We start from the raw sequence: 16,072 nt of genomic DNA on the forward strand, positions 1-16,072 counted from the left end.
ACGGGGCCGGTTCCGGTCCCGTCCCGAGTGCCGATCGCGCCCCGAGCGGTTACCGCGCGCCGACCCGCCGACGGGGCCGGAGCGACGCTTCGTTCGGCACGACCCGGACGAGCGTCGAGACCGGATCGTACGCCACGCGATCGGTCGGCGCTTTCGCCGCGGTGAGCTTCCAGAAGCCGGGCGAATCGAACCGGAGTCGGCACAGCCCCCGGTCGTCCGTCCGCGCCGACTTCGTCTCGGTGTCGACGAGCGCGTTCTCGATCGGCCGACCCTGCGCATCGCGGACGCGAATCGTGATCGGCGTTCCGGCCGCTATCTCTCTCCGTTCGACCTCGAGCCGGAGCTGACGGGTAACGTGCATGTGGGTTGCTACCACGACCACGTGGAAAAGGCACCGCCTGCAGGTTCCGTGTTCGATCGCGTCGGCGCGAGGATCTGCCGATCCAGCCCCGCACTGATTCGATCCGGCCCTGCAGGCGATCGCTCACGCCAGGTCGACGACGTGGGCGTCCTCGGGTTCGAACCCGACCCTCAGTTCGTCGCTTTCGGGTACCGCGGGCAACTGGAGGACGATCGGGGTGCCGTTCCACCGGCCGTTGACCCGGACCGTCTCCCCGAGGAATTCGCTGGTCTCGACGGTGACGGCGAACCGATTGCGATCGGCCGACCGCGAGAGCGCGCCCGGGCGCACGCAGAACGTCGCCCGATCGGTCCCTGCGGGGAGGGCTGGCAGCGTGAACGTCTCGTCGCCGACGGCGACCCGCGCGTGGTCCCCGTCCCGACCCTGTCCGTCGCCACCGTGGTCCCGAACCGTGCCGTCGAAGACGTTGTTGTCCCCGACGAACTCGGCGACGAACCGCGTCGCGGGTTCGCGATAGAGGGTCTGCGGCGTCGCGACCTGTTCGACACGGCCGTCGTTCATCACGGCGACCCGATCGGAGATCGCCAGCGCCTCCGCCTGGTCGTGGGTGACGTAGACGGTGGTGATCCCGAGTTCGGACTGGATCCGGACGATCTGGCGGCGAAGCGACTCCCGGAGTTGCGCGTCGAGCGCGCTCATCGGCTCGTCGAGCAAGAGTAGATCGGGGGCCGGCGCGAGCGCGCGGGCGAGCGCGACCCGCTGGCGCTGCCCGCCCGAGAGCTGATCCGGGCTCCGATCGCCCATCCCCGCGAGATCGACCAGGTCGAGCAACTCGGCGACGCGCTCGTCGACGGTCGTTCCCGCGGGCGGCTCCCGGAAGCGCAGGCCGTAGCCCACGTTCTCGGCGACGCTCATGTGCGGGAAGAGCGCGTAGCTCTGGAAGACGACGCCGACGTCGCGATCCTCGGGCGGGACGCCGGTCATCTCCTCGCCGTCGAACCGGATGCGCCCGGTCGTGGGCGCCTCGAACCCGGCGATCGTCCGGAGGGTCGTCGTCTTCCCGCAGCCGGAGGGGCCGACGAGGGTGAAAAACTCCCCGTCGCGGACGGTGAGATCGACGTCCCGGAGCGCGACGGTCTCGCCCGTGCCCGTCCCGTACCGCTTCGAGACGCCCGCGAGACGGAGTTCGGTCACCGTTCGAACCTCCCGCCGACCCGATCGACGACGACGAAACTCGCGGCGGTGACGACGAGCAGGACGGTCCCCATGGCGATCGCGGGGCCCGATCGGCGTCCCAGATAGCGTTCGACGGCCACCGGCATCGTGTAGGAATCGGTCCCGCTGGCCAAAATCACCGTCGAAGAGAACTCCCCGATCGAGATGGCGAAGGCGAAGGCGGCGCCGGCGACGATCCCGCTGGCGACGAGCGGGAGTTCGACGTCCAGCAGCGCCCGGTAGCGCGAGGCGCCGAGCGCCCGCGCGGACTCGACCATCGCGGGGTCGAGGGACGCGAGCAGCGGCGAGACGTTCCGCGTGACGAAGGGGTAGGCCGCGACGGCGTGGGCGGCGACGATGGCGACCGCGCCGGTCACCTGGAGCCGCCAGCCGCCGGGCAGGGGGATGCCGAAGACCAGCCCCTGCAGGAGGCCGATCCCGAAGACGATCCCGCTGACTGCGAGCGGAACCATCGCGAGGGTGTCGACGATCGTCCCGGTCCGACCCGCACGCGCGGTCAGCACCGAGATCACGACCCCCATCGGGACGGCGATCGCGAGCGTTCCCAGCCCGAACAGCAGCGAGTTCCGGATAGCCGGCAGCGGCTTGGTCTGGAACGATTCACCCTCGAACTGGCGTTCGAGCAGGAACCCGAAGTGACGAAGTGTGAACCCGCTCCCGTCCGTGACGCTCCCGATCACGAGACTCGCCATCGGACCGACGAAGACGACCAGGGCGACGAGTCCGTAGCCGACGATCGCGAGACGGCGGGGGGAAAGCGCGGATCGAACGGTCGGGAAGAGCGGCTCCCGATCCGGCGGCGACGCGGCCCTGGCCAGCCCGGACTGGGCGGACTCGTACCGGAGGTAGGCGTAAGTCAGGGCGAGCGAGAGGATCGTCTCGAGGACCGCGAGCGTCGCGGCCTCGGTGTAGGCCAGCCGCTGGACCCGATCGTAGATCCAGACCTCGACGGTCGCGAGCTGAAGGCCGCCCAGCGCGAGCACGATCGGGAACGTCATGAACGTGAAGATGAACGTGAGCAACGCGCCGGTGAGGACGGCCGGCCGGAGCTGCGGGACGACCACGTCGAGGAACGCGCGGCGCTCGCTCGCCCCGAGGCTGCGGGCGGTTTCGACCGTTCGGACGTCGACGGACTCCCAGGCGGCGACCGTGACCCGGGCGACAAGCGGCGCGTTGTAGAAGGCGTGGGCGACGATCACGATCGCCAGCGGGTTCCACTCGATGATGGGAATCGGGCCGATCCCCCCGAGTCCGAGCAGGGTGTTGAGCGTTCCCGTGCGGCCGAACATCGCGTAGAAGCCGACCGCGACCATGATTCCGGGAAGGACAAAGGGGAGGATCGTCAGCGATCGGAGGGTCCGCCGGCCGCGGAACTCGTAGTTCGCGAGCACGTAGGCGGCGGGCAGTCCGAGCGCGACGCTCGCGATCGTCGAGAGCGCCGCCTGGTAGGCTGTAAAGCCGAACAGCCCCATGCGGACGCCGGGCGTGTCGATCGTCGGCCACGGGACCGGGAGCCCGACGCCGGGGATCGGGGACGCGATCGAGAGCGAGACGGAGAAGGTGCCGAGCCAGCCCACGAGCGCGCCGAGGTGACTCCCGATCGCGAGCGGGTCGGCGAAGACGTCGGCGAGAACGCCGACGTAGAACGGATCGGTTAGTACGTCGTGGAACGCCGCGAGCGTCGGCACTCCGTCGTCGACGACGGCGTCGACGAAGACGACGCCGACGGGGAGATACAGCATGACACCGAGGACGCCCGCCGTCGCGAGCGCCGTCAGCGAGAGCGCGTGGCGTGCGAGCCAGTCGCGGCCCCCGTCGAGTCGACCCGATCGGAACACGGCGCTACTGGCTGGCGAACTCCCGCGCCCAGTCGTCGACCCATCCGTCGAGGTTGCCCCGCAGTTGGTCGTAGCCGACGGTCACCGCTTCCGGCGGCTCGTGGGCGTACTGGTCGAACGATTCGTCGAGGTCGACGAACTCGTCCGCGACGGCGGGGAACTGGACGTTTCGCTGGGCGATCTCGGCCTGGGCGTCGTTCGAGAGGACGAAATCGAGGAACGCGTAGCCGAGATCGACCTCCGAGGCGCGCTCGAAGATCCCCATCGTCTCGGGGTTGGCGTACCCCTGATCGTTCAGGAACGCGATCTGGTGGCGGCTCATGTCGTAGCCCTCGTCCGCGGCGAACACCTGGTCGGTCGAGTAGGAGACGACCATCGGCCGTTCTTCCTGCATGTAGGCCCCGTAGTAGGATTCGCTCCAGTCGTCGATGATGCGGACGCCGTTGTCCACGAGGTCCCGCCAGTAGTCGAGGTAGCCGTCCGCGCCGTAGGCGTCGATCGTCCACAGCAGGAACGCCTGGCCGGGATCGGAGGTCTGGGCGTTCTGGGCGATCAGGGCGTCCGCGTACTCGGGGTCGGTCAGGTCGTCGAACGATCCCGGTTCGTCGACCACGCTCTCGTCGTACACGAGGCTGATGTACCCCGTGTCGTAGGTCAGTACGCGGCCGTGCGGATCCCCCACGTCGAGCCCGTCGCGGATGCGGTCCGATCGATCGATGCGATCGAGGTTGAGTTCGCGAAAGAGGCCGCCGTCCGAGAGGTTGTCGTCGATCCGCGCGAGGTCGTCGACGTTGATCCCGAAGTAGACGTCGGCGTCGAGGTCCGCCTCCTGCTCTTCGCGCCGGATGTATTGGTTGATCCCCGAGTTGGGGAGGGTCCACTTGAGTTCGGCGTCGGGATACTCCGCCTCGAACTGCTCTTTGAGCCACGGGCCGGCGGGGTTCTCGCCGTCGACCATCGACTCGTAGGTTGCCACCGTCACAGTCCCCTCGAGGTCGGGGTCGTCTGGCTCCGGATCCCCGTCTTCCGTGTCGTTGGCCGGTCGTTCCTCGTCCTCGCCGTCGCGCGTGAGACAGCCGGCGACGCCTGCGATCGCTCCGCCGCCGACCGATCCGATAAACGCTCGCCGTCTCATTACTCGGTTGTTCAACTGTGTGATCTTAAGCGTCGTGGTCGGCCGTCGCCGTTCCGGCCGAGCGAACGACGGTCGCCGTTTGTCACTCGACCTGACGGGTCACGGAGTCCGAAGGGTTTTACGCTCCGACTGAGATCCACCGTTGTGACCGCGAGTCCGATCGATCCTCCGGGCGGCGATTCCGATTCTGGGGCCGGCGACGCACCTGCCGATGCGACCCGCCGGTACGTCCTGGCGGGCGTCGTCGTGGGACTCGGACTCGTCACCGGAGCGATCCTCCTCGAGGTGCTCGGGACGATCCTGTTCGCGCTGACCGTCGCGTACGTCCTCATGCCGGTTCACGGTTGGCTCGTCAGGCGCGGGCTTACCGAGTGGACGGCCGCTCTGGCGGCCACGCTGGTCGGGTTCATCGGCGTCGTTGCCGTCTTCTCGCCGATCGTCGCGACGCTGTACTTCCGAATCGACGAGATCATCGCCGTCGTCGACGATCTCCCGCGGGAACTCCCGATCACGGTCCTCGACGTGACCTACACGGTCGAGGCCGGTGCGGTGCAGGCGCTCGCGATCGACTACCTGCGCGGGGCTGCGGTGTCTCTCGCGTCGGCACTGCCGGTCCTCGCGATCAAGCTCGCGCTGTTCGTCATCCTGCTGTTCGCGCTCCTGCTGAAGGGCGACGCCGCCGGTCGGGCCGCCGTCGCGCCGGTTCCCCGCGGCTATCGTGACATCGTCTACGCGCTGGCGACGCGCGCCCGGGAGACGCTGTACGCGATCTACGTCCTCCAGCTCGCGTCGTCGGTCGCGACGTTCGCCGTCGGCTACCCGTTCTTCCTCGTCCTCGGCTACGACATGGCGTTTACCCTCGCGCTCATCGGCGCGATCATGCAGTTCGTCCCGATCGTCGGGCCGAGCGTCCTGATCGCTCCGATCGCGATCTATCACGTCACCGCGGGCGACCCCGTCGCGGCGGCGCTCGTCGGCGTCCTCGGTCTCGTGATCGTCGGCTGGCTCCCCGACGTCGCCGTCCGGCCCCGGCTCGCCCGCCGCTCGGCCGGCCTCCCGGGAAGCCTCTACTTTATCGGCTTCACCGGCGGCCTGTTCACGCTCGGCGCGATCGGGGTCGTCGTCGGCCCGCTGATCGTCGCCGTCTTTGTCGAAGCGGTCGACCTGCTCGCCGCCGAGGTCAACGGCAAGGTGACGTTCACGGAACTCGCCGAATCCGGGGCCGGCGATCCGCCGAGCGACGCCGACGAGTCGTCTCCCGCGACCCAGGCCGAGGAGTCCGGCTTCGCCGACGACTGATACGGTCTGTTGTGATCCGTTTCCGGTGATCGCCCGACCGGAGCGGCGATCACCGGGAACACGTTACAACGATCCGTATGACTCGCTCGACCCCTTCCAAGTCCGACCGCCGGGTTCTCCGGACCCGTGGATACGGCCGGTCTCGAACCTGTGAAGCCACCGTTACTTTTCACGCTGCCCGTCGTTTCGTCCACTATGACCACCGAACGAACCGTCATCAACGCGATCATCGGTGCCGTCATTGGCGTCGTGCTTTCGTTTATCCCCTTCTCGACCGTCGTCGGCGGAGCCGTCGCGGGCTTTCTCGAGGGACCGAATCCCCGCGAGGGTGCGATCGTCGGCGCGCTCGCCGGCGTCATCACGTTCCTCCCGATCGCCGGCATCGCGGTCATCGCGCTCGGCGTGCTCGGGTTCGGGATGGGCGTGGCGGCCGCCCCGATCGAAGGCTTCGCGGTCGCGACGGTCGTCGTCCTCGTGTTCGCGTCCATCGTGTTCCTCTACACCGTCGGGCTGTCGCTGCTGGGCGGCTACCTGGGCGCGTACCTCGCGATGGAGTACCCCGACCAGCGCACGCGAACCCGGGACACGATCGGGCTCTCGCGGACCGATCGCTCGAGGCGGGATCGATCGGGACCGATCGATCCGACGCGCCCGCCCGGACCGGCCGGGGACGGGTCACTGGATCGCGATCGCGAGGAGGACCAGCCACAGGAGACCGACGCCGCGTTCGACGCCGATCGCGATACCGAGCGGGAACGGTCCTGACGAGTCCGGACGCGTCGTCGATCCCTACGCAGTTTGGGAGCACTCGTTTCTCCGCTGAAGCGCTACGAGAGGGTGCGGCAGCGCACCACAGCACAGGTCACGCGACCCCCACATCATCACCTGCGTCGCGTGGTGCCTGCCAGGTACCCCTTCTCTGCGGTCGAAATTGCCGGCCAGCGCTCTCGCCGTGACGCCGTCGCTCTGTGACTGATATTGCCAGAAACGAGACGTCGCTCGATCGGTTCGTACCGGAATCCGTCTCAGTGACCGGTGGACTGCTCGTCCGAACTGTACAGGTCTGCCACGGGCCGACCGGATCGCCGCCGCCCAAGGACCCGCTTCGCGTTGCGAACGAACAGCGACGGACTGTCGGCCGGGAAGAGTCGCGCGGGGGACCGGAACGTCGCGATCAGCGTCCACATCGACCCAGCGGCGAGCGCGCCGGCGGCGGAGAAGGTCATCCCGAGCGTGAAGAACGTGGCCGCGTAGACGAACCCGATCGCCATCGACGGGAGACTCGTTCCCAGCGGGACGTTCGCGTTCGCGTCGCGCAGCGTCGGCGCGAGAAAGACGATCGACAGGCTGCTTCCGATCATGAAGACGAGATCTTGCCACATCATCAGAACTGCTTACTCGATCACGAGTAAATAACTTCCTCGGTATCACAAACGGTCGGCCGTCCGGACGGTCACGGGGCGGAGACCGTCACTCGTATCGGAGTGCGTCGATCGGATCCGTACGCGCCGCGCGCCAGGCCGGGTACAGTCCGGAGAGCACGCCGACGAGGATCCCGACGACGATCGCGAGGACGACGTACTCGTAGGGGTAGACCAGCGGCAGGCCGATGTACCACGCGCCGACGTATCCCCCGACGAGTCCGAGCGCGGTCCCGAGGATCGCCCCGACCACGCCGAGGATCACCGCCTCCGAGAGGAAGAGGCCGAGAACGGCCCGGTTCTGCGCGCCCACGGCTTTCATGATGCCGATCTCGCGGGTGCGTTCCGTGACGCTCACGAGCATGATGTTCGCGATGCCGATCGAACCGACCAGCAGGGAGATGGCCGCGATGCCGACGATGAAGTTCTGGAGCAGGTCGAGCACGTCCTGGAGTTGCTGGAGCAGTTCCGCGCTCGTCTGGAGGGTCGCTTCGAGTCCGGCCTCGTCCATCAGCGTCCCCGCGTCGGACTCCTCGCTCTCGAGGTAGGCGGTCGCGCTGTCGCGGGCCCGTTCGACGTCCGCGCTGTCGGCCGACTCGGCCTCGACGACGATCGCGAGGAACAGCGCGTCGTCGCCGGTACCGGGTGTCGTAGTGGACCCGTTCGTTCCCGGTTCCGCGGTGGACTCGTTCGTCCCGGTACCCGGCCCGAATCCGGGTCCGAGTCCGTCTCCCGCTCCGTCGTCCGATCCCGGCATCGCACCGACCGCCTGCTCGGTGTAGAACGGGTCCGTCGGCACGTAGACCCGCGGCGAGGGTTCGAACCCCTCGAACGGACTCAGTCCCTCGGAGGTGTCGGTGATCCCGACGACGGTGACGGTCGTCCGCTGGCCGCCCTGCAGGACGACCGTGAGTTCGTCGCCCACGGAGACGTTCTCCTCGAACTGGTTCGCCACGGCGGGGTTGATCACCGCCTCGCGTTCGCCCATCTCGAACTGCCGGCCCTCGTCGAGCGAGTCGCTCCTGATGTAGGAGGGGCCGGCCGCGACCAGCGCCTCGCTCTGGGGCGAGAGTTCCCCCTCGTACACCAGCGCCTGCGTCGACAGCGGCATGTAGCCGTAGGCGGCCTCGACGCCGTCGCGCTCCTCCAGGGCGTCGAGATCGTCCTGGCTGAACACCGGCTGAGCCCCGGCGAGCGGCCCGCCCTCGGTACCGGGTTCGGACGCCCAGCCGTAGACGTTGCGCTGGTCGTCGGGACTGATGTCGCCGATGACCCCCGCCTGGAGGCTCGCACCCAGCGTCACGAAGGCGATCACCGCCGCGATCCCGATCACGATCCCGAGCGTCGTCAGCGACGATCGGAGTTTGTGACCGCGGATCGATCGCCACGAGAGCCGGAGACTCTCGATCGGGTTCATCCGTCTCCTCCGCGGCGATCGCCCGTTCGCTCACCGGCCGGACCGCCGCCGCTCTCTTCGCCGTCGACCGTCGGCGCCCTGTCGTCGCCGATCGCCGGGTCTCCGTCGTCGTCCGGCCCCACCGATCCCAGTTCCTCGATCCGTTCGATTCGCCCGTCGAGCAGGTGGACGATCCGCTCGGCCCGCTCGGCGACGTGGCGTTCGTGCGTGACGACGACCATCGTCGTCCCTGCGTCGTGGAACTCGGCGAAGAGGTCGAGGATCTCCCCCTCGGTGTCGGTGTCCAGGTTGCCCGACGGTTCGTCGGCCAGCACGATCGCGGGGTCGTTCACCAGCGCCCGGGCGAGCGCGACCCGCTGGCGCTGGCCGCCCGAGAGTTCGTTCGGCATGTGATCGACGCGGTCCCCGAGGCCGACCCGTTCGAGCAGTTCGCGGGCCCGATCGCGGCGATCGTCCCGACTCACGCCCTGGAACAGCTGCGGGAGCGCGACGTTTTCCAGTGCGTTCAGCCGGGGCATGAGGTTGAACGTCTGGAAGACGAACCCGACTTCGGTCCCGCGGAGGCTGGTCCGCTCGCGATCGCTGAGCCCGCTCACGTCGCGACCGTCGACGACGACCTCGCCCTCGGTCGGGGTGTCGAGACAGCCCACGAGGTTCATCAGCGTCGACTTGCCGGAGCCGCTCGGCCCCATGATCGCGGTGTAGGAGCCGCGCGGAATCTCGAGACTGATCCCGTCGAGGGCGTGAACCGGCTGGCCGACCTGGTAGGTCTTGCGGACGTTCGACAGCGAGACCGCCGTCTCCGAACTCGCCATGGAGGGTGGGACCACAACCGGATGGAAAAAGGTTCTTCCAACGCCCGTTTCGCGAGACGCGATCGGCCGCGGGCGAACGCGGAGGTACAAGTTTTTATCGTCGCCGCTCGCTCGTCGAAGCATGAAGACGGACGGCGGAACGGACGCGGCGAAGCGCCGCGCCGGCGAACGGGCGGCTGAGGACGTCGAGGACGGCTTCGTCGTCGGGCTCGGGACTGGATCGACGACCGCGTACGCGATCGAGGCGATCGGCCGCCGGGTCGGGGATGGCCTCGCAGTCCAGGGAATCCCCACCTCGTTCCAGTCCCGCAAACTCGCCCTCGAGGTGGGCATTCCCCTGACGAGCCTCGATGCAGTCGCGTCGATCGATCTCGCGATCGACGGCGCGGACGCGGTCGTCGACGCACCCGGTTCGGACGCCCACGGCACGCTCGTCAAAGGCGGGGGCGCGGCCCACACTCGCGAGAAACTCGTCGATTCGGCGGCCGATCGGTTCGTCGTCGTCGCCGACCCGTCGAAACTGACCGATCGGCTCGAGCGGTCGGTACCGCTCGAAGTGCTCCCCGCGGCTCACACCGTCGTGGCCGATCGAATCCGCGACCTCGGCGGTGAGCCGTCGCTCCGGGCGGCCGAACGCAAGGACGGGCCGGTCGTCACCGACAACGGGAACCTGGTGCTCGACTGTACGTTCGGCGAAATCGAGGAGCCTGCGACACTCGCCGATCGCCTGTCGGCGCTCCCGGGCGTCGTCGATCACGGCCTGTTCGTCGGGCTGGCGGACGCGACCTACGTGGGGACCGACGGCGGGGTCGAGGTTCGGCAGTACTGATACGGTCTACTGTACCGATGTCCCGGTGCAACTGCAGGACGAACGCGAGTACACCGGAACTGACGGACAGCAGTCCGTACGAGGCCTCTCAGAGCGATTCCATGAAACCGCACGCCGGACAGGAGAGGCACCCGTTCTTGACGATCGTGTAGCTCCCGTGACAGCGCACACAGGGAGAGCCGATCGAAACTCCTGCCTCGCGACTTATGGCGTGAAGCGTCCGTTTCAGCTGTTGCTGTTGTCGCTCGAGCGCGTCGATCCGATCGGCCAGCGCGGCGACCTCCGCGAGCACGGACTGGTTGCGTCGCTTGGGACCCAGGGTGGAACGTGGAGACATACGGAGGGTACGCCGGCGGCGGTCATAACCGTCTCTGTCCGGGGGCTGTCGTGACAGGCGACTCGATTCTCGGGAACGCAGTGGTCTCGGCCTCCGCTCACCGGGTCGATCGATTCGCACGGTCCGCGTCTTCGGGTGCGTCGGCGCGCCGAGAGAGGGCGACGACGGTCAGGTAAAGCACGCCGAGCAACCGGGCGGCGGGCTCGATCCACGGTTTCAACTCGAGGTCGTCGGTGTTCTCGTAGACGAGGTGCTGACTGAGCGTGATGATCGGGCGCGGCACGAGTGCGAGCACGATCCCGGCGAGGCCGAGCAGGACGCCCACGACCGTCGAACCCTGCCGACCGCGGGCGAGCAGCCAGACGAACACGACTCCTTCCAGACGGGCGCCCCAGAGCGCCCACGGGCGCAACTGTGCGTCGGACGGGTTCGCGAGCCCGACCCGCTCGCAGGCGTCGATGACCGGCCGCGGCTTGACGATTTCGACGAGGCCGAACGCGAGCAGCAGTTTCCGGAGCATACGCGGGCTACACCGTCGATCGGCAAAAACGCGGTCCTCGGTTTCAGCGATCGCCTCCCCGGCCAGTTCGAATGAACACCTTTTCAACGGATTCTGCCCTCCGTTCCGGTAGAGCGATTCGATGCCCGAGACAGCCGATCGCAAAGACGACCACGTTCGCATCATCGAAGAAGAAGACGTCGAGACGTCGGGGACCGGGTTCGCCGATATCGACCTCGTCCACGAGGCCCTGCCCGAGATCCACCGCGACGAGATCGACACGACGACCACGCTGTTCGGCCACGAACTGGCCGCGCCGATCGTCATCGAGAGCATGACCGGCGGCCACCCCAGCACGACGAAACTCAACCGTGCGCTCGCCGAAGCCGCCCAGCGGACCGGCATCGCGATGGGCGTCGGGAGCCAGCGGGCCGGCCTCGAACTGGACGACGAGGACCTCGTCGAGTCCTACACGATCGTCCGGGACGTCGCCCCCGACGCCTTTCTGTACGGCAACGTCGGTGCGGCCCAGCTCGTAGAGTACGACGTCGCCGACGTCGAGGAGGCGGTCGAGATGATCGAGGCCGACGCGATGGCGATCCACCTGAACTTCCTGCAGGAAGCGGTCCAGCCGGAGGGCGACGTCGACGCTCGCGGCTGTCTCGACGCGATCGAGCGGGTCGCCGACGCCCTCTCGGTGCCGGTGATCGTCAAGGAGACCGGCAACGGCATCTCGCGATCGACGGCCACGCGACTCGCCGACGCCGGCGTCGACGCGATCGACGTCGCCGGCAAGGGCGGGACGACGTGGTCCGGGATCGAGTCCTACCGGGCGGCCGCCGTCGGCGCGGACAGACAGGAGCAGGTCGGCAAGCGATTCCGCGCGTGGGGAATCCCGACCGCGGTCAGTACCGTTGAGGCGGCGGCGGTCCACAACTGCGTCGTCGCGAGCGGCGGGGTTCGATCCGGTCTCGACGTCGCGAAGGCGATCGCGCTCGGTGCCCGTGCCGGCGGACTCGCGAAGCCGTTTCTCGGCCCGGCGGGGCAGGGCACCGACGCCGTCGTCGACCTGATCGAGACGCTCGCGCTGGAACTCCGGACTGCCATGTTCGTCACGGGAGCGGCGTCGATCGCGGAGCTTCGGGAAACGGAGTACGTCGTCCTCGGGCGGACGAAGGAGTACCTGGCCGAGCGGCGCTGACTGCGGTTTTCACTCACGGATATTCGTAGGGAGTGCTCGCGATCCGATAGTAGCCGCTGAAACGAGTTACACACTGATCGCACTGTCCGCGATTCTCGCTCGCTCCGAATCGCGCTCCCGCCCTGCGATCGGGTGTGCATTGACTTTCAGCGGCTACTATCGCCGTCGGTACCCGTCGTCGACGCGCCAGTGACCGCCGAGCCGTCGGCTGGCCGTCGTGGGTCCGATAAAAATGTGTTCGAGTGGCGAACCTTACAGGTCGCGGGGCTGGACCGTCTTCCGGTCGTTCGCTTCCGCACGTCGGGCGGCGTCTTCGAGCAGCTCGTCGACTTCCTCGTCGAGTGCGTCGTAGAAGTCCGAGGCGACGTTCTTGTCATCGAGCGCTTCCTTCACAGCGGCTTTGACGATAAGGTCTGCCATACGATGTATCCGTTTCCCTTACCCCTATATAAAAACTTTGGTTACACACTGAAATACGGGGGTTCCAGCCCCCAATTCGACCGTTTCGTGATCTGGAATCACCGGAAAGTATATTGCGGATGAGTTTCTGACCGCGCGATCGGCCCGGCGATCGGGGCAAATCTGGCTCGCGCGCGGTCCTACGGTCGGTCCCGCGCAGTTCGGTTGCACAGTTCGCGCGGCTCGAAACCGGCCCGCCGGGTCGACGGATTCGAGTACGTGGGCTTCCGACGAGGGATATGCGCGAACTCCTCGAGGCCGTCGCCGACGGCTCGCTGTCGCCGGCCGAGGCCGAAGCCGAACTCAAGGGGTACGTCACCGGTGATGCGGGCCGATTCGACGCGGCTCGACAGCAACGTCGGGGCATTCCCGAAGGGATCTTCGCCGCGGGGAAGTCGGCCGAACAGGTCGTCGCCCTCGTCGAGACCGCACTCGAGACGACCGGGCGAGCGCTCGTCACTCGCGTCACCGATCGACAGGTCGCCGCGCTCGAGTCGGCGCTCGACGATTCGTTCCCGAACGCCACCGTCGATCGGCGAAGTTCGACCGTTCACGTTCGGACGCCGGCGTTCGAACCGCCGTCGCTCGACGCGACGATCGGGATCGCCACGGGCGGGACCGTCGACGGACCGGTCGCGGACGAGGCCGAACTCGTCTGCGAGGACGCCGGCGCGACCGTCGATCGGGTCGACGACGTCGGCGTCGCCGCGCTCGACCGGATTCTGGACCAGCTCGATCGGCTCCGGGACGCGGACGTGCTGGTGGTCTGTGCCGGCCGCGAGGGAGCCTTGCCGACGGTCGTCGCCGGTCTCGTCGATACGCCCGTTATCGGCGTTCCCGTCTCGAGCGGCTACGGGTTCGGGAGCGACGGTGAGGCGGCACTGGCCGGGATGCTCCAGTCGTGTACGGTGCTGTCGGTGGTCAACGTCGACGCCGGCTTCGTCGCGGGCTCCCAGGCGGTCCTGATCGCGCGGGCGATCGACGACGCACGGGACTGAGACGGTCTGCTGGAACGATTTACCGACACAACCGCAGGGCGGTCGCGGTTGCACCGGAACTGACGTACCGTACAGGAGTCCGTACGGTGGATGCGGAGAGCGGAAAGATATTCTTGCGGTAGGAAAAATCCAAACGGCGTTTGGGAAAGACTTTTTAAATTCGTGCCGGGTAGGTACGATTGCCGGCCCGTGCCGGTGTACCATGCCCACATGTGACCACTGCGGCGCGCACGTTTCCGAACGGTTCGCCCGCGTCTTCGCCGACGAACGCGGGAACATTCTCGCGTGTACGAGTTGCTCGGCCAATGCGGGGATCGCGGAAGTCGCCAAAGAGCGCGCACGCGGAACCTGAATCGCCGTCGAACCGCCTCCAACCACCACGCGCCCCCATCGCAGACGAGCCGCTTTTTGCTCCCTCGTCCGTACCGACGGTCGATGGCAGACCGCTCGGCCGACGGCGACCACGTCCTTTACGTCCTCGAGTGTGCCGATGGCACCTTCTACACCGGCTACACGACCGACCTCGATCGGCGACTCGCCGAGCACAACGACGGCGCAGGTGCGAAGTACACCCGCGGTCGGACGCCGGTCGAACTCCGGTACTGCGAGGCCTACGGGACGCGATCGGCGGCCATGTCCCGCGAGTACGAGATCAAACAGTTGACGCGGGCGGCGAAAGAACGGCTGGTCGACGGCGACGATCGGTAACTCGGTGGGTCGATCCGACACACGACTCCACAGGTGGACGTCAGCGCCGCTTTTTTCGCCACTGCCATTGACGTCCGTGTATGGACGTGATCTCGTTCGGTACCGACGGCTGGCGGGCACCCCTCGAGCAGTTCACCACTCCGCGCGTGCGCATGGTCGGGCAAGCAGTCGCCTCGTACCTCCACGACGAAGGTCTCGCGGGCCCGGTGGCGATCGGGTACGACGCCCGCGAGAGTTCCCGCGGCTTCGCGGAGGAACTGACCCGCGTGCTCTGTGCGAACGGGTTCGACGTGCTCCTCCCCGAGCGCGATCGCCCGACGCCGCTGTTCGCCCACGCGATCGTCGAGCGGGACCTGGCCGGTGCGCTCGTGATCACCGCTTCGCACAATCCGCCCGAGTACAACGGCGTGAAGTTCATCCCCGACGACGGCGCGCCGGCGCTGCCCGACGTGACCGACGCGATCGCCGATCGCCTCGCCGATCCCGACCCGCTCCCCGCGGACGAGCACGGGACGGCGCGGGAAGTCGACGTCGTCACGCCACACGCCGACGCCGCGATCGACCTCGTCGCGGACCTCACGGGCGACACCGATCTCACCGGCCTGGCGATCGCCTACGACGCGATGCACGGAAGCGGGCGGGGAACCACGGATCCACTGCTCGAGCGCGCGGGCGCGACCATCGAGCGGGTACGCTGCGAGCGGGACCCCGACTTCGGCGGCGGCGCACCCGAACCCGCCCCCGAGAACCTGGAGACCCTCGTCGAACGGGTCACCGTCGGCGACGCCGATCTCGGCATCGCCAACGATGGCGACGCCGACCGGATCGCCGTCGTCACGCCCGAGCGGGGCTCCCTCGACGAGAACCTCTTTTTCGCCGCGCTGTACGACTACCTGCTCGAGAGCGAGGCCGGTCCTGCGGTGCGATCGGTCTCGACGACGTACCTGATCGATCGGGTCGCCGAGGCCCACGACGAGGCCGTCCACGAGGTACCGGTCGGCTTCAAGTGGGTCGCACAGGCGATGGCCGACCACGACGCACTGATCGGCGGCGAGGAGTCGGGCGGGTTCACCGTCCGGGGCCACGTCCGCGAGAAGGACGGCGTCCTGCTCGCCCTGCTCGCGGCGGCGATGCACGCCGACGACCCGATCGACGACCGGGTCGATCGGCTCCTCGCGGAGCACGGGACCGTCGTCCAGGACAAGGTCAGCGTCGACTGCCCCGACGATCGGAAAGAACGGGTGCTCGCCGATCTCGAGGACGAGATTCCCGGGACCGTGGCGGGCACCGACGTCGAGGACGTGAACACGGCCGACGGGTTCAAACTCCTGCTCGCGGACGGTTCGTGGGTGCTGGTCCGACCCAGCGGCACCGAACCCGTGTTGCGGGTCTACGCGGAGGCGACCGACGAGGAACGGGTCCGGCAGTTGCTCGACGCGGGCGCGGACCTGGTCGACCCGCTGGTCTGACTGGTATCCCGGCCGATCCGCTGGTCTGACTGGTATCCCGGCCGATCCGC

General features: G+C 68.0%; 18 protein-coding genes. 8 read left to right on the forward strand and 10 right to left on the reverse strand.

Going from position 1 to position 16,072, the window contains the following annotated elements:
* Positions 1-49: 49 nt before the first annotated feature.
* The 4 genes from MUN73_RS03155 to MUN73_RS03170 all read right to left on the reverse strand — a co-directional run bounded on the left by MUN73_RS03155 (position 50) and on the right by MUN73_RS03170 (position 4,570).
* On the reverse strand, positions 50-361 hold the full coding sequence (locus MUN73_RS03155) for a carboxypeptidase-like regulatory domain-containing protein (RefSeq protein WP_250138999.1): 312 nt from the start codon (positions 359-361) through the stop codon (positions 50-52).
* A gap of 123 nt (positions 362-484) precedes the next feature.
* A complete protein-coding gene (locus MUN73_RS03160) occupies positions 485-1,555 on the reverse strand; it encodes an ABC transporter ATP-binding protein (protein WP_250139000.1) in 1,071 nt (356 codons plus the stop codon).
* The gene (locus MUN73_RS03165; protein ID WP_250139001.1) at positions 1,552-3,435 is read right to left on the reverse strand and encodes an ABC transporter permease; all 1,884 of its coding nucleotides are present in this window, start codon (positions 3,433-3,435) and stop codon (positions 1,552-1,554) included. The genes MUN73_RS03160 and MUN73_RS03165 overlap by 4 nt, the downstream gene beginning before the upstream one ends.
* Positions 3,436-3,439: 4 nt before the next feature.
* Positions 3,440-4,570 (reverse strand): thiamine ABC transporter substrate-binding protein, encoded by a 1,131-nt coding sequence (locus MUN73_RS03170; RefSeq protein ID WP_250139002.1) that lies wholly within the window; start codon positions 4,568-4,570, stop codon positions 3,440-3,442.
* A gap of 144 nt (positions 4,571-4,714) precedes the next feature.
* Here MUN73_RS03170 and MUN73_RS03175 point away from each other — a divergent pair, with 144 nt between their 5' ends.
* Positions 4,715-5,869 carry an AI-2E family transporter gene (locus MUN73_RS03175; protein ID WP_382181359.1) on the forward strand — a complete coding sequence of 385 codons (1,155 nt, stop codon included), beginning with the start codon at positions 4,715-4,717 and terminating at the stop codon, positions 5,867-5,869.
* 195 nt (positions 5,870-6,064) lie between these two features.
* Positions 6,065-6,634 (forward strand): DUF5518 domain-containing protein, encoded by a 570-nt coding sequence (locus MUN73_RS03180; RefSeq protein ID WP_250139003.1) that lies wholly within the window; start codon positions 6,065-6,067, stop codon positions 6,632-6,634.
* A 260-nt stretch (positions 6,635-6,894) separates the two neighbouring features.
* Here the strand turns inward: MUN73_RS03180 and MUN73_RS03185 are convergent, their stop codons facing one another.
* From MUN73_RS03185 to MUN73_RS03195, 3 genes are all read right to left on the reverse strand, one after another.
* The gene (locus MUN73_RS03185; protein WP_250139004.1) at positions 6,895-7,254 is read right to left on the reverse strand and encodes a hypothetical protein; all 360 of its coding nucleotides are present in this window, start codon (positions 7,252-7,254) and stop codon (positions 6,895-6,897) included.
* Between the two features lie 85 nt (positions 7,255-7,339).
* Positions 7,340-8,707, reverse strand: coding sequence for an ABC transporter permease (locus tag MUN73_RS03190; protein WP_250139005.1), 1,368 nt, complete (start codon positions 8,705-8,707; stop codon positions 7,340-7,342).
* Positions 8,704-9,522 carry an ABC transporter ATP-binding protein gene (locus tag MUN73_RS03195; protein ID WP_250139006.1) on the reverse strand — a complete coding sequence of 273 codons (819 nt, stop codon included), beginning with the start codon at positions 9,520-9,522 and terminating at the stop codon, positions 8,704-8,706. Before MUN73_RS03195 ends, MUN73_RS03190 begins: the two co-directional genes overlap by 4 nt.
* Positions 9,523-9,643: 121 nt before the next feature.
* Here MUN73_RS03195 and rpiA point away from each other — a divergent pair, with 121 nt between their 5' ends.
* The gene (rpiA, locus tag MUN73_RS03200; RefSeq protein ID WP_250139007.1) at positions 9,644-10,351 is read left to right on the forward strand and encodes a ribose-5-phosphate isomerase RpiA; all 708 of its coding nucleotides are present in this window, start codon (positions 9,644-9,646) and stop codon (positions 10,349-10,351) included.
* An 88-nt stretch (positions 10,352-10,439) separates the two neighbouring features.
* Here rpiA and MUN73_RS03205 read toward each other — a convergent pair whose 3' ends face one another.
* Complete coding sequence (locus MUN73_RS03205; RefSeq protein WP_250139008.1) at positions 10,440-10,688, reverse strand: hypothetical protein; 249 nt, start codon at positions 10,686-10,688, stop codon at positions 10,440-10,442.
* A 97-nt stretch (positions 10,689-10,785) separates the two neighbouring features.
* Positions 10,786-11,208 (reverse strand): hypothetical protein, encoded by a 423-nt coding sequence (locus MUN73_RS03210; protein WP_250139009.1) that lies wholly within the window; start codon positions 11,206-11,208, stop codon positions 10,786-10,788.
* 121 nt (positions 11,209-11,329) lie between these two features.
* Between MUN73_RS03210 and fni the strand changes: the two genes are divergently transcribed.
* Complete coding sequence (fni, locus tag MUN73_RS03215; RefSeq protein WP_250139010.1) at positions 11,330-12,388, forward strand: type 2 isopentenyl-diphosphate Delta-isomerase; 1,059 nt, start codon at positions 11,330-11,332, stop codon at positions 12,386-12,388.
* 252 nt (positions 12,389-12,640) lie between these two features.
* Here the strand turns inward: fni and MUN73_RS03220 are convergent, their stop codons facing one another.
* On the reverse strand, positions 12,641-12,808 hold the full coding sequence (locus MUN73_RS03220; RefSeq protein ID WP_004267503.1) for a DUF1931 family protein: 168 nt from the start codon (positions 12,806-12,808) through the stop codon (positions 12,641-12,643).
* Between the two features lie 278 nt (positions 12,809-13,086).
* On the opposite strand from MUN73_RS03220, the gene larB reads away from it, so the two are divergent.
* The 4 genes from larB (at position 13,087) to MUN73_RS03240 (ending at position 16,022) form a co-directional block, all read left to right on the forward strand.
* Positions 13,087-13,845 (forward strand): nickel pincer cofactor biosynthesis protein LarB, encoded by a 759-nt coding sequence (gene larB, locus MUN73_RS03225; protein ID WP_250139011.1) that lies wholly within the window; start codon positions 13,087-13,089, stop codon positions 13,843-13,845.
* Between the two features lie 202 nt (positions 13,846-14,047).
* Complete coding sequence (locus MUN73_RS03230) at positions 14,048-14,197, forward strand: DUF7563 family protein (protein WP_250139012.1); 150 nt, start codon at positions 14,048-14,050, stop codon at positions 14,195-14,197.
* Positions 14,198-14,280: 83 nt separating this feature from the next.
* Positions 14,281-14,553 (forward strand): GIY-YIG nuclease family protein, encoded by a 273-nt coding sequence (locus MUN73_RS03235; RefSeq protein ID WP_250139013.1) that lies wholly within the window; start codon positions 14,281-14,283, stop codon positions 14,551-14,553.
* A gap of 80 nt (positions 14,554-14,633) precedes the next feature.
* Positions 14,634-16,022: a phosphohexomutase domain-containing protein gene (locus tag MUN73_RS03240; RefSeq protein ID WP_250139014.1), complete on the forward strand. Its 1,389-nt coding sequence runs from the start codon at positions 14,634-14,636 to the stop codon at positions 16,020-16,022.
* Positions 16,023-16,072: the final 50 nt, after the last annotated feature.

This window comes from Halosolutus amylolyticus, from assembly GCF_023566055.1.
In the GTDB taxonomy this organism is placed as follows: domain Archaea; phylum Halobacteriota; class Halobacteria; order Halobacteriales; family Natrialbaceae; genus Halosolutus; species Halosolutus amylolyticus.

Bases quoted from the DNA above. Each gene is read 5' to 3' on its own strand.
- MUN73_RS03230 (WP_250139012.1), top strand. From the start codon at position 14,048: ATGCCCACATGTGACCACTGCGGCGCGCACGTTTCCGAACGGTTCGCC.
- MUN73_RS03190 (WP_250139005.1), bottom strand. From the start codon at position 8,707: ATGAACCCGATCGAGAGTCTCCGGCTCTCGTGGCGATCGATCCGCGGT.
- larB (WP_250139011.1), top strand. From the start codon at position 13,087: ATGCGCGAACTCCTCGAGGCCGTCGCCGACGGCTCGCTGTCGCCGGCC.
- MUN73_RS03220 (WP_004267503.1), bottom strand. From the start codon at position 12,808: ATGGCAGACCTTATCGTCAAAGCCGCTGTGAAGGAAGCGCTCGATGAC.
- MUN73_RS03235 (WP_250139013.1), top strand. From the start codon at position 14,281: ATGGCAGACCGCTCGGCCGACGGCGACCACGTCCTTTACGTCCTCGAG.
- rpiA (WP_250139007.1), top strand. From the start codon at position 9,644: ATGAAGACGGACGGCGGAACGGACGCGGCGAAGCGCCGCGCCGGCGAA.
- MUN73_RS03170 (WP_250139002.1), bottom strand. From the start codon at position 4,570: ATGAGACGGCGAGCGTTTATCGGATCGGTCGGCGGCGGAGCGATCGCA.
- fni (WP_250139010.1), top strand. From the start codon at position 11,330: ATGCCCGAGACAGCCGATCGCAAAGACGACCACGTTCGCATCATCGAA.
- MUN73_RS03195 (WP_250139006.1), bottom strand. From the start codon at position 9,522: ATGGCGAGTTCGGAGACGGCGGTCTCGCTGTCGAACGTCCGCAAGACC.
- MUN73_RS03155 (WP_250138999.1), bottom strand. From the start codon at position 361: ATGCACGTTACCCGTCAGCTCCGGCTCGAGGTCGAACGGAGAGAGATA.
- MUN73_RS03185 (WP_250139004.1), bottom strand. From the start codon at position 7,254: ATGATGTGGCAAGATCTCGTCTTCATGATCGGAAGCAGCCTGTCGATC.
- MUN73_RS03240 (WP_250139014.1), top strand. From the start codon at position 14,634: ATGGACGTGATCTCGTTCGGTACCGACGGCTGGCGGGCACCCCTCGAG.
- MUN73_RS03210 (WP_250139009.1), bottom strand. From the start codon at position 11,208: ATGCTCCGGAAACTGCTGCTCGCGTTCGGCCTCGTCGAAATCGTCAAG.
- MUN73_RS03180 (WP_250139003.1), top strand. From the start codon at position 6,065: ATGACCACCGAACGAACCGTCATCAACGCGATCATCGGTGCCGTCATT.
- MUN73_RS03205 (WP_250139008.1), bottom strand. From the start codon at position 10,688: ATGTCTCCACGTTCCACCCTGGGTCCCAAGCGACGCAACCAGTCCGTG.